The following is an 11,826-nucleotide window of genomic DNA, read 5'->3' as shown; positions in this document are numbered from 1 at the left end:
GAAAATTCAAGATTTTTTATTTCATTTTAATCTTTTAAAATAACCACTTACCAGCCCATATTGACCACTTACTGAAAGTCCCTTGTTTCTTTTCAAGAAATTGTTATAATGAAGATAGAAAGAGGGGAGGAGTGCTTATGAAGGTTCGGATTGAGCTAGACGATCGTTTGGCTGATACAGAATTGGTGATTCGAGTATCGCGGATTGATGAGAGGATTCAGAAGATTCAAGATGCTTTGAATGAAGCGACTGCTCCAGCCATTCTCTTTTACAAGGAAAATAGTGAATATTTTGTGGACTTGGCGGAGATCCTCTTTTTCGAGACGGACGGAGCCAAAATCTTTGCCCACGCGCGCAATGATGCCTACGAGGTCAAGTTGAAACTCTATGAGCTGGAGGAGTTGCTGCCTCGCTATTTTTGCAGAATTTCCAAGTCAACCATTGCTAATGCTAGGGCGATTTATTCTCTAGAAAAGTCTTTCTCAGGTACCAGTTCCGTCCAGTTTTCTGAAACGCATAAAAAAGTGCATGTTTCAAGGCATTATTATCAACTACTAAAAGAAAAGTTAAGTGAAGTGAGGTAATCATCATGAAAAAAACAATTCTAGGCGTCGGTTTTTTGGTTTTAGCCGGCTGGATTTTGCTTCAGGGAAACTTTGGTATTCCTATGTTTAATTTTAATATCTGGCCTCTGCTTTTGGTCGGTATGTTTGCGTATTTTGCTTTGGAAAATTTCTTGGAGCAAGATTTTGGTGCTGCCCTGATCATGACGATTATTGCTCTGATAATTGCTAATTCTGTCTATCACTTCTTGGCAATCTCTACAGGCACCTTGGTAATGGGTGGTGTTTTGGCCTGCATTGGGCTTAACATGATTTTCAAGCCAAGAAGGATCTGGGGTGTTCGTTATTTGTCTAGAAAGGGCTTGTCTACAACGGAAGGAGAGATTTCTTTTGGCAGCGGCACTCGCTATATCAATTCGGAGAATTTCGTCCATGATAAAGTAGAATGTGTTTTTGGTAGTGCGACTGTATATTTTGATAATGCCAGAATTTTAGGCGATTCTGCTAGTTTTGATGTGGAAGTAGCCTTCGGTAGTGCGACGCTTTACATCCCAAGTAACTGGCAAGTAGAGCTAAATGTGGACAATGCTTTCGGTACAGTGGTCAATCCGCATAATGTCAATGAGAAAGACAAGACTTTATATGTGCGCGGCAATGTTGCCTTTGGCTCTTTGAAGATTGTTTACATCTAAGAAAACGGATTATTGATTAGAAATTGTAAAGTTTGGGAAAATGTACTTGCCAAACGCCAAGTTTTTTGATAATATAGTACGGTATGTGGTGCTAGCACATCCGTAATATTAGATCTAATAGGAGGAAACACACTAATGGCTAAAGTATGTTACTTTACAGGTCGTAAGACTGTATCTGGAAACAACCGCTCTCACGCGATGAACCAAACAAAACGCGCTGTTAAACCAAATCTTCAAAAAGTTACTGTTTTGATCGACGGAAAACCTAAAAAAGTTTGGGCTTCAGCTCGCGCGCTTAAGTCAGGTAAAGTTGAACGCGTTTAATACATGAAAGGGATTGGAAAGATTTATTCCTTCCCTTTTTTGTTGTTGAATTTTCAGACTAGACAGTTTATTTCTGTCCTTCCTCTTTTACACCCTGTCTAAAATATGGTAAAATAAACTATAAAATACTTTTGAGGTACAAGTGATGACTGTAAAAATCAATACAAAAGATGGTCAAATTGAGCTGACTGATGACGTGATTGCGACAATCGTTGGCGGCGCAGCAACCGAAATTTTTGGTGTGGTTGGAATGGCCAGCAAAAATGCAATTAAAGATAACTTTCAAGCTCTTTTGGGTAAAGAAAACTATGCCAAGGGTGTGGTAGTAAAAACATCTGAGGATGGTGGTATTGCAGTTGATGTTTATACCGTTTTGAGCTACGGCATTAAAATCAGTGAAGTTTCCAAAAATATCCAAGAACGCGTTAAGTTTAGTTTGGAAAATCAACTTGGGATCACTGCCCACACAGTGAATGTCTATATCCAAAATATTAAAGTTGTAGGAGAATAATCGTGTCAAATATTACTACTAGTTTATTTCAAGAAATGGTGCAGGCGGCATCAACTCGTTTAAATAAACAGGCTGAATATGTCAATTCTTTAAATGTTTTCCCAGTACCAGATGGAGATACTGGGACAAACATGGGGATGACCATTGAAAATGGTGCCAAAGAAGTAGCTGATAAGTCAGCTTCAACAGTTGGTGAAGTAGCAGCTATCTTTGCTAAGGGACTCTTGATGGGTGCGCGTGGGAACTCTGGTGTTATCACGTCTCAGCTCTTCCGTGGTTTTTCACAAAGCGTAAAAGGAAAAGATGAGCTTGATGGACAAGCTTTGGCTCTTGCCTTCCAATCTGGTGTAGAAGTAGCCTATAAGGCTGTTATGAAGCCAGTTGAGGGAACAATTTTGACCGTTTCTCGTGGTGCGGCCATCGGTGCTAAAAAGAAAGCTGAAGCGACAAATGATGCTGTCGAAGTTATGAAAGCGGCTCTTGAAGGAGCAAAGGCTGCCCTTGCTAAAACGCCAGATATGTTACCAGTTCTCAAGGAAGTTGGTGTTGTGGACTCTGGTGGTCAAGGTTTGGTCTTTATCTATGAAGGTTTCCTTTCTGCCCTGACTGGCGAATATATCGCATCAGAAGATTTTCAAGCGACTCCGGCTACGATGACTGAGATGATCAATGCTGAACACCACAAATCTGTAGCAGGCCATGTGGCGACAGAAGACATCACTTTTGGTTATTGTACAGAAATCATGGTGGCTTTGAAGCAAGGACCAACCTATGTCAAGGACTTTGACTATGATGAATTCCGTAATTATTTGAATGAGCTTGGGGATTCCTTGCTGGTAGTTAATGATGATGAAATCGTGAAAGTCCACGTCCATACAGAAGATCCAGGTCTGGTCATGCAAGAAGGACTGAAGTATGGTAGCCTTGTCAAGGTAAAAGTGGACAATATGCGCAACCAGCACGAAGCCCAGCTTGAGAAGGAAGAAAAAGCTACCAAGCCAGCTGAAGAAAAAGAATACGCTATTATCGCCGTGGTAGCTGGTGACGGCCTTGCTGAAATCTTCAAGGCTCAGGGTGTGGACTATATCATTTCTGGTGGTCAGACTATGAATCCTTCTACAGAGGACTTTATCAAGGCTGTTGACCAGGTTAATGCGCGCAATATCATTTTCCTACCTAACAATAAAAATATCTTCATGGCGGCCCAATCTGCAGCGGAAGTGCTTGAGCAACCAACGACAGTGATTGAAACACGCACGCTTCCTCAAGGTTTGACAAGCCTTTTGGCCTTTGATAGTGGAAAAACCATCGAAGAGAACCATGAGCGAATGACAGCTGCCTTGAGCGACGTGGTCAGCGGTAGCATTACGACTGCAGTTCGTGATACGACCATTGATGGCCTCGAAATCCATGAAAATGATAACTTGGGTATGGTTGATGGCAAAATCCTTGTGTCAAATCCAGATATGTTAACAACTTTAAAAGCAACCTTTGCGAAGATGTTGGATGAAGACAGTGAGATTGTTTCCATCTATATCGGTGAAGATGGTGACGAGGAATTAGCAAATGGCTTGGCTCAAGATCTGATGGAAGAATATGAAGATCTAGAAGTTGAGATCCACCAAGGAAATCAGCCAGTGTATCCATATATTTTTAGTGTAGAATAATTTATTTGGGAGTGGGACTGTAAAAGTTGATGAAATCAGCTTAGTAGAGCCCACTCAACCACTGCGTCTTTGCTCGACAATCCAAAGGCAATTGAGAGGCTAGGACTTTTGCCCCAGCCTCTTTGATTTTTTTATATGCAAGCTTTAGACAAGATAGTGGCATTATGGTATACTGGAAAAAATAAAAAGAAAAGGTGTACTATGAAAAAGTTATTTATTCTAGTTATTTCTGCTTCTGTATTATTGACAGGATGTGTAGTTCCGAAATTTGGCAAGCATCGTCCAAAGGTTCCAGCTGAATCAAGAGTCGCTGAAACGAGCTCAAGTTCCAGCTCAAGTGACTCCTCTACGAGTGCTTCTTCTGAAAGTACAGCTATTGTCTCTAAAACCTTGGTCGGAGACCTCAAAGGCATCCATCATCGTGATACGGTGACCTATCGAGGAGACAAACTCTTGAAACTTCGAATGGAGCTGTTGAGTAATTTGCCAGAAGAAGCCAGTGGTGCTGCAGCTACTATGAGCCCAGAGGAAATGACCGCTATTATTCGAGAAGGAATGGAATCAGAACCAAACTATGTGGAAGCTAAGAATATGGAGGGAGTGACGATTGAATACTCCGTAACAGCTGATAAGAAATTACAGGCCATAGTTGATCTGGATTTTGAGAAAATGGATGTAGCGAAAGCAGCAAGCCTATCTTTCTTTAAAGACTTGGGACTTAATGACATAAAAGACACCTCTCCTTCAATGTTTATTTTAGGTATGAAATTAGGCGGCTTGAAAGAAGAATAAGAGTGTATAAAGGCGAGTTATCTCGTCTTTTTTTGCTGTCTAGAAACCATGACATTTGTCATATGGTCTAGTGACAAAATCATCTAGTCGGAAGATGCAGGAAGGTCTATAATACAAGTAAGAAATGAAGAAATCAGGAGTAGTTACATGAAAATATGGTTGATAAAAGTAGCAGTCTTGAGTCTCGTTGGGATGATGTTTTATCAGTTGGCGAGAATGAGCGGAGCAGCTCTTTACCGCTTTCCTTGGGAGATTTTTGCTAGCTTGGGGCTGGCTAGCTATGTCCTAAAGGAAGCGGCTAAGTTAAGCAAGAGGAGAAAGTAGAAATGAAAAAGTACTTGTCCATCTTATTCATTGGAGTTGCAATGGGTGTATGGTGTTTTCAAATGATACCGGGTTTTCTGTTAGAATTTCTACCCCAGCAATTTTATATGGGAGTAGAGGGAGTGATTCTAGTTGTCTTTGTCATCTGGCCGCTCATCTATGATTTTATTAAGGAGGAAGATCATGAAATTGATTGAAGTGAAAAAGCTATCTAAAAGCATTCGGGGGAAGGAAATCTTGCGTCACATTTCCTTTGACATTGAAGAAGGGGATTGTGTGGCTCTGATTGGCCCCAACGGAGCTGGCAAAACAACTCTGATAGATTGTCTCCTAGGCGATAAATTCCTGACTTCTGGTCAAGCACTAGTTCAGGGGCTAAAGCCAACGGATAATCGTTTGAAGGAGATGGTTGCCATTTTGCCTCAGGAAAATACAGTAGTGGGAGATTTGAAAGTCAAGGAACTCCTCGCTTTCTTTCGATCCATCTATCCCAATAGCCTGTCTGAAGAGGAAATCAATGCCTTGTTGGGCTTTTCTGACAAGCAGAAGAACCAGCTAGCTTCCAAGCTCTCTGGTGGTCAAAAACGCCTCTTCTCCTTTATTTTAGCCTTGATTGGCCGTCCAAAGATTCTCTTCTTGGATGAACCGACATCTGCTATGGATACCTCGACGCGCCAGCATTTCTGGGAAATTGTGGATCAGCTCAAGAAGCAAGGTGTGACTATTGTCTATTCTTCCCACTATATTGAAGAAGTGGAGCATACGGCTGATAGGATTTTGGTGCTCCATAAGGGAGAGCTCATCCGCGACACCACGCCTTATGCTATGCGCAAGGAAGAGCAGGAAAAACACTTCACTCTGCCCCTTTCCTATAAAGAAATCGTGGAAAAGATAGCCGGTGTAACAGAGATTGAAATCAAGCAAAAGGCTCTATCTTTTGCGACCAAGGATGCCAGTCAGGTCTGGCAAATTCTGCAGGAGCATGGCTGTACGATTGAAGAAATCGAAGTCCGCAATCGCACCCTGCTGGATAGCATTTTTGAGACGACACAAGAGTAAAGGAGAGCATTATGAAAAATATGGTTAGTTTAATGAAAATGGAGTTGATTTTAATGAAGCGGCAGGCGGCTTACTACCTGCTCTCTATCGGTCTGCCCAGCGTGTTCTATCTGATCTTTTCAGGAATGATGTCAGGTTCTGATGTGCCGACGCTTGCGCTACATACCTACCTCTTTTCTATGACCGTTTTTAGCATCATGTCCAGTGCCTTTTTCAGTATTCCCAGTACCTTGCAGTCGGACAAGACCAATAACTGGCAAAAATTGATTCAGCATTCGCCCGTTTCTATGGTAGAATATTATATATCAAAGCTTTTCAGTACTTTGTTGACCTTTCTGCTTTCCATCATCGTGGTCTTCTCTGTTGGACATTTCGTTCGTGGAGTCAATATGCCCATGATGGACTGGCTGGCGATTGCCCTGATTCTTTTGGTCGGTAGTATGGTCTTTATCGCCATGGGCGTCTTGGTTAGTCTCCTGCCCAGTGCCCAGCTCATGTCGGTCGTAGGCAATATCGTTTATATGGCTTTAGCGGTCTTGGGTGGGCTTTGGTTTCCACTGACTATGTTTCCGGACTGGTTGCAATCTATCGGCAAGCTAACTCCGAGTTACCAGCTCATGCAGGTGGTTTCTGCCTATTTGGAACACCATGACTGGAATGTCTCTGCCATGCTAATCGTCCTAGCCTACACCATTTTCTTTAGCATTTTAGTCCTTCAGCTCAAAAAACGGATTGAGGTTAAATAATTCTATGTGGGAAAAGTTCAAAAACATACATCATATGTTTCATATTTCTCTGGTCTTTATCATCTTTCCAATAGCGGGTGTCATCAGCGGTGAATACCCGCTTTTGACTTTGCTTTGGACAGCATTGTTTATAGTGGCTTACTATACCATCCTCACAGAGAAAAAGCCTTTCTATCAGGCGCTGTCCTGGTGGATCATGCTTGCCTACATTTTTTACACTTCCATTTGGCTGAATGGGGGCTTCGTGTGGTATATTTTTTATTTGTCCAATCTTCTAATTTATCATTATAAGGAAATTTCCTTTACATCTTGGCGCTTCTGGAGTTTCTTAGCTATCCAACCGTCTATTTTGTTTGGGTTTTATATTCAAAATCAAATAAGTATAGGTGATTTGATTCTTTTCTCAACGACCTTTCTCTTTTCGGATTTCTTGACCCTAGGTCTGCATCGTATCCAAGTTGCTGAACAGCTCAAGGAAGAAAAAAGTAAGCAGAATGCCCAGCTCAATCTCTTCCTAGCGGAAAATGAGCGCAATCGAATCGGACGGGATTTACATGACAGTCTAGGGCATACCTTTGCCATGCTTAGTGTCAAGACAGAGTTGGCCCAGCAATTCCTGCAAATGAAGGCCTACGAGCAGGCGGAGAAAGAGATGGAGGAAGTGCGGCGGATCAGTAAGCAGGCCATGGCTGATGTTCGACGGATTGTAGACAATCTCAAGACGCGGACGCTGGATGAAGAGTTAGTAACAATCCGAACCATGCTGGAGATGAGTGATATTGATTTGGAGCTTCATAATCAGCTCAATGTCGCCAGCATTCCTACGGAAATACAGTTTACCATTAGTATGATTTTATTGGAATTGGCAACCAATATTATCAAGCATGCGGAGGCCAAGAAGTCCAGAATTGATTTGTATAGTCAGGGCCGAGATTTGATCTTGGAAGTTGAAGATGACGGCCGAGGCTTTAGGCAAGTGACGGGCCAAGACTTGCATTCGGTACGTGAGCGCTTGGAGGGGCTTGACGGTAGCGTGGAGGTCATCAGCAATCACAAGCCAACCATTATTCGCGTGCTCTTGCCGTATAGGATTAAAGGAGACGAGCGATGAAGATATTATTAGCAGAAGATCAGAGTATGCTGCGGGATGCCCTTTGCCAGCTCTTGCAGTTGCAGCCGGATGTTGCTAGTGTTTCTCAAGCGGTAGACGGTCGTGAAGCTGTTGAACTGCTCAAGACCAATCCAGTCGATGTGGCTATCTTGGATGTAGAAATGCCCTATCAGACAGGGCTGGATGTCCTAGAATGGATCAAGGAATACCAGCCAACTGTCAAGGTTATCATTGTGACAACTTTTAAGCGGCCAGGCTATTTTGAGCGAGCGGTTAAGGCGGATGTTGATGCTTATGTACTCAAGGAACGTAGCATTGCGGATCTGATGAAAACCATCCACACGGTTTTGGCTGGACAAAAAGAATACTCACCTGAACTCATGGAAGTGCTGATGACTCATAAAAATCCCCTCTCTCATCAGGAGCTTCTAGTCTTAGAAGCAGCAGCAACTGGACTTTCTAATAAAGAAATTGCTGAAAAACTCTATTTATCAAATGGAACTATTCGCAACTATATGTCGACCATCCTGACCAAGCTAGCAGCAGACAATCGTACGGAAGCTGTCCGAATTGCTCAAGAACAAGGATGGATATAAAATAATTATCTCGCTACATTCGGATTTAGCGGGATTTTTTTATCTTTTTCAATCAGAATGAAAAAAAACATCCGCGATACTTGCAATTTTTTTCAAAAATGTTATCATAGTAGAAAGCTTTTTGAATTTTTAGAAAATTGTAAATAAATGAAAGGGGAAATATGGAAAGAATCCAATTAGAAACTCCTAAGTCCGGCTCGCAGCTGGTCTTGGAAACCTTGAAGAATCTTGGTGTTGATACTATTTTTGGCTATCCTGGTGGTGCAGTCTTGCCCCTCTATGATGCTATTTATAGCTTTAAAGGTATCCGCCATATTCTTGGTCGCCATGAGCAGGGGTGTGTTCATGAAGCAGAAGGCTACGCTAAGTCTACTGGGAAAATTGGTGTGGCCGTTGTAACCAGTGGTCCGGGGGCAACCAATGCCATTACTGGGATCGCCGACGCTATGAGTGACAGTGTTCCCCTTTTGGTGTTTACTGGGCAGGTAGCGACGCCAGGTATTGGTAAGGATGCCTTTCAAGAAGCCGACATTGTCGGTATTACTACTCCCATCACTAAGTACAATTATCAGGTACGGGAGACGGCAGACATACCAAGAATCATTACGGAGGCTATTCATATTGCGACCACAGGTCGTCCAGGGCCAGTCGTTATTGATTTGCCAAAGGATGTCTCAGCTCTGGATACGGACTTTATCTATGACACTCAGTTGCATCTGCCAAGCTATCAACCAACAATTGAGCCTAATGAATTACAGATTAAGAAGATTCTTAAACAGCTTTCTAAGGCTAAAAAACCTGTTCTTCTTTCTGGTGGTGGTATTAGCTATGCAGGGGCAGCAGCGGAGATGGTTGCTTTTGCAGAGCGGTATCAGATTCCAGTAGTGACCTCATTGTTGGGTCAGGGAACGATTGCGACAGATCATCCTTTGTTCTTAGGTATGGGTGGTATGCATGGTTCTTTCGCGGCTAATATTGCGATGACGGAAGCGGACTTCATGATTAGCATTGGATGTCGTTTTGATGACCGTCTGACTGGTAATCCTAAGACCTTTGCTAAAAGTGCTAAGGTGGCCCACATTGATATCGATCCAGCAGAAATTGGTAAGATCATCAGCGTAGATATTCCTATTGTAGGAGATGCCAAGAAAGCTTTGCAAATGTTGCTTGAAGAAGAGCAAGTGCACAACAATACCAGCAAGTGGATAGAAAAGGTGACACGAGACAAGGAGCGGGTACGCTCCTATGATAAGAAAGAGCGTGTCGTACAACCTCAGGCTGTTATTGAGCGCGTGGGTGAGTTGACCAAGGGCGATGCTATTGTGGTGACGGACGTCGGCCAGCACCAAATGTGGACAGCCCAGTATTATCCTTATCGCAACGAACGTCAGCTCGTCACGTCTGGCGGTCTCGGAACCATGGGCTTTGGTGTTCCAGCAGCGATTGGAGCCAAGATTGCCAATCCAGATAAAGATGTGGTTCTCTTCGTTGGAGACGGCGGCTACCAGATGACCAATCAAGAGATGGCCATCCTAAATATCTACAAGATTCCGATTAAGGTCATCATGCTCAATAATCATTCGCTAGGTATGGTTCGCCAGTGGCAGGAAGCTTTCTATGATGGTCGTACCTCCGAGTCAGTCTTTGACAGTTTGCCAGATTTTCAGCTGATGGCTCAGGCTTATGGTGTCAAATCCTATAAATTTGATAATCCAGAGACCATTGCTCAAGATTTGGAAGTCCTAAAGGAAGATATACCGATGTTTATCGAGGTAGATATTTCTCGCAAGGAGCACGTGCTTCCAATGGTGCCAGCTGGCAAGAGCAATCATGAGATGTTGGGGGTGAAGTTCCATGCGTAGAATGTTGACAGCTAAACTCCAAAATCGTTCGGGTGTTCTGAATCGCTTCACGGGTGTGCTTTCCAGACGTCAGGTCAATATCGAAAGTATCTCTGTCGGTGCGACTGAGGATGAAAATGTTTCTCGGATCACCATTATCATTGATGTAAATTCCCTCAATGAAGTGGAGCAGATTATCAAGCAGCTTAATCGCCAGATTGATGTGATTCGGGTGCGAGATATTACAGATCATCCTCACCTAGAGCGAGAAGTTATTTTGATCAAGGTATCGGCACCAGTTGCTAAGCGTGCAGAAATCTTGGCCATTATCCAGCCTTTCCGGGCAACGGTAGTAGATGTGGCACCAAGCTCAATCACTATCCAGATGACGGGCGATGCAGAAAAGAGCGAAGCGCTCTTACGAGTCATCCGTCCTTACGGCATTCGCAATATCGCACGGACTGGGGCAACTGGCTTTACCCGTGATTAAACGAAACCTTTAATTTGTTAAACAAGCCTATAAGGCAATAAAAAATAGAAAAGAGAGTAAACATTATGGCAGTAACAATGGAATACGAAAAAGATGTAAAAGTAGCAGCGCTTGACGGTAAAAAAATCGCCGTTATCGGTTATGGTTCACAAGGTCATGCTCATGCACAAAACTTGCGTGATACAGGTCATGATGTGATTATCGGTGTTCGTCCTGGTAAGTCATTTGACAAAGCTAAAGAAGATGGCTTTGACACGTACACAGTAGCAGAAGCAGCTAAATTGGCTGATGTTATCATGATCTTGGCTCCAGATGAAATCCAACAAGAACTTTACGAAACAGAAATCGCTCCTAACTTGGAAGCTGGTAATGCAGTTGGATTTGCTCATGGTTTCAATATCCACTTTGAATTTATCAAAGTTCCTGCAGATGTAGATGTCTTCATGTGTGCACCAAAAGGTCCTGGTCACTTGGTTCGACGTACTTTTGAAGAAGGCTTCGGTGTTCCAGCTCTTTACGCGGTATATCAGGATGCGACTGGGAATGCCAAAGACATCGCGATGGACTGGTGTAAAGGTGTTGGTGCAGCTCGTGTTGGTTTGCTTGAAACAACTTATAAAGAAGAAACTGAAGAAGATTTGTTTGGTGAACAGGCTGTACTTTGTGGTGGTTTGACTGCCCTTATCGAAGCAGGTTTTGAAGTCTTGACAGAAGCAGGCTATGCTCCAGAATTGGCCTACTTTGAAGTGCTGCACGAAATGAAACTCATCGTTGACTTGATCTATGAAGGTGGATTCAAGAAAATGCGTCAATCTATTTCAAACACTGCTGAATACGGTGACTATGTATCAGGTCCACGTGTGATTACTGAGCAAGTCAAAGAAAACATGAAAGCAGTTCTTGCAGATATCCAAAATGGTAAATTTGCAAATGACTTTGTAAATGACTATAAAGCTGGACGTCCAAAACTCACTGCTTACCGTGAACAAGCAGCTAACCTTGAAATTGAAAAAGTCGGTGCGGAATTGCGTAAAGCAATGCCATTCGTTGGTAAAAACGACGACGATGCTTTCAAGATCTACAACTAAGATTGTGTGGAAAACTCAGCTG

At 42.9% G+C, this 11,826-nt stretch carries 15 protein-coding genes; all 15 read left to right on the top strand.

Annotation, left to right across the window (positions count from 1 at the left end; translation table 11 throughout):
- Positions 1–137: 137 nt before the first annotated feature.
- The 15 genes from FZ954_RS06130 to ilvC all read left to right on the top strand — a co-directional run bounded on the left by FZ954_RS06130 (position 138) and on the right by ilvC (position 11,804).
- Positions 138–584 (top strand): LytTR family DNA-binding domain-containing protein, encoded by a 447-nt coding sequence (locus FZ954_RS06130; protein WP_015605723.1) that lies wholly within the window; start codon positions 138–140, stop codon positions 582–584.
- Positions 585–589: 5 nt separating this feature from the next.
- The gene (locus FZ954_RS06125; protein WP_148877741.1) at positions 590–1,255 is read left to right on the top strand and encodes a LiaF transmembrane domain-containing protein; all 666 of its coding nucleotides are present in this window, start codon (positions 590–592) and stop codon (positions 1,253–1,255) included.
- A gap of 135 nt (positions 1,256–1,390) precedes the next feature.
- The gene (rpmB, locus tag FZ954_RS06120; protein ID WP_001140948.1) at positions 1,391–1,579 is read left to right on the top strand and encodes a 50S ribosomal protein L28; all 189 of its coding nucleotides are present in this window, start codon (positions 1,391–1,393) and stop codon (positions 1,577–1,579) included.
- Between the two features lie 145 nt (positions 1,580–1,724).
- On the top strand, positions 1,725–2,090 hold the full coding sequence (locus FZ954_RS06115) for an Asp23/Gls24 family envelope stress response protein (RefSeq protein ID WP_005591747.1): 366 nt from the start codon (positions 1,725–1,727) through the stop codon (positions 2,088–2,090).
- Between the two features lie 2 nt (positions 2,091–2,092).
- Positions 2,093–3,757 carry a DAK2 domain-containing protein gene (locus FZ954_RS06110; RefSeq protein ID WP_045500682.1) on the top strand — a complete coding sequence of 555 codons (1,665 nt, stop codon included), beginning with the start codon at positions 2,093–2,095 and terminating at the stop codon, positions 3,755–3,757.
- A gap of 201 nt (positions 3,758–3,958) precedes the next feature.
- Positions 3,959–4,549, top strand: coding sequence for an SP0191 family lipoprotein (locus FZ954_RS06105; RefSeq protein ID WP_048766462.1), 591 nt, complete (start codon positions 3,959–3,961; stop codon positions 4,547–4,549).
- A 147-nt stretch (positions 4,550–4,696) separates the two neighbouring features.
- Positions 4,697–4,873 (top strand): hypothetical protein, encoded by a 177-nt coding sequence (locus tag FZ954_RS11750; RefSeq protein ID WP_187423338.1) that lies wholly within the window; start codon positions 4,697–4,699, stop codon positions 4,871–4,873.
- Positions 4,874–4,875: 2 nt separating this feature from the next.
- Complete coding sequence (locus tag FZ954_RS06100; RefSeq protein ID WP_148877740.1) at positions 4,876–5,070, top strand: hypothetical protein; 195 nt, start codon at positions 4,876–4,878, stop codon at positions 5,068–5,070.
- Positions 5,057–5,932: an ABC transporter ATP-binding protein gene (locus FZ954_RS06095; RefSeq protein WP_148877739.1), complete on the top strand. Its 876-nt coding sequence runs from the start codon at positions 5,057–5,059 to the stop codon at positions 5,930–5,932. Before FZ954_RS06100 ends, FZ954_RS06095 begins: the two co-directional genes overlap by 14 nt.
- A gap of 11 nt (positions 5,933–5,943) precedes the next feature.
- A complete protein-coding gene (locus FZ954_RS06090; protein WP_148877738.1) occupies positions 5,944–6,678 on the top strand; it encodes an ABC transporter permease in 735 nt (244 codons plus the stop codon).
- Between the two features lie 4 nt (positions 6,679–6,682).
- Positions 6,683–7,789 carry a sensor histidine kinase gene (locus FZ954_RS06085; RefSeq protein WP_148877737.1) on the top strand — a complete coding sequence of 369 codons (1,107 nt, stop codon included), beginning with the start codon at positions 6,683–6,685 and terminating at the stop codon, positions 7,787–7,789.
- The gene (locus FZ954_RS06080) at positions 7,786–8,385 is read left to right on the top strand and encodes a response regulator transcription factor (RefSeq protein ID WP_148877736.1); all 600 of its coding nucleotides are present in this window, start codon (positions 7,786–7,788) and stop codon (positions 8,383–8,385) included. The genes FZ954_RS06085 and FZ954_RS06080 overlap by 4 nt, the downstream gene beginning before the upstream one ends.
- Positions 8,386–8,546: 161 nt before the next feature.
- Complete coding sequence (locus FZ954_RS06075) at positions 8,547–10,247, top strand: acetolactate synthase large subunit (RefSeq protein ID WP_148877735.1); 1,701 nt, start codon at positions 8,547–8,549, stop codon at positions 10,245–10,247.
- On the top strand, positions 10,240–10,716 hold the full coding sequence (ilvN, locus tag FZ954_RS06070; protein ID WP_005591757.1) for an acetolactate synthase small subunit: 477 nt from the start codon (positions 10,240–10,242) through the stop codon (positions 10,714–10,716). The genes FZ954_RS06075 and ilvN overlap by 8 nt, the downstream gene beginning before the upstream one ends.
- Positions 10,717–10,781: 65 nt before the next feature.
- A complete protein-coding gene (ilvC, locus tag FZ954_RS06065; RefSeq protein ID WP_005591758.1) occupies positions 10,782–11,804 on the top strand; it encodes a ketol-acid reductoisomerase in 1,023 nt (340 codons plus the stop codon).
- Positions 11,805–11,826 lie beyond the last annotated feature (22 nt).

Source organism: Streptococcus sp. Marseille-P7375 (assembly GCF_902460365.1).
GTDB classification, from domain to species: Bacteria; Bacillota; Bacilli; order Lactobacillales; family Streptococcaceae; genus Streptococcus; species Streptococcus cristatus_I.
This window is presented reverse-complemented; position numbering and strand designations above follow the sequence as displayed.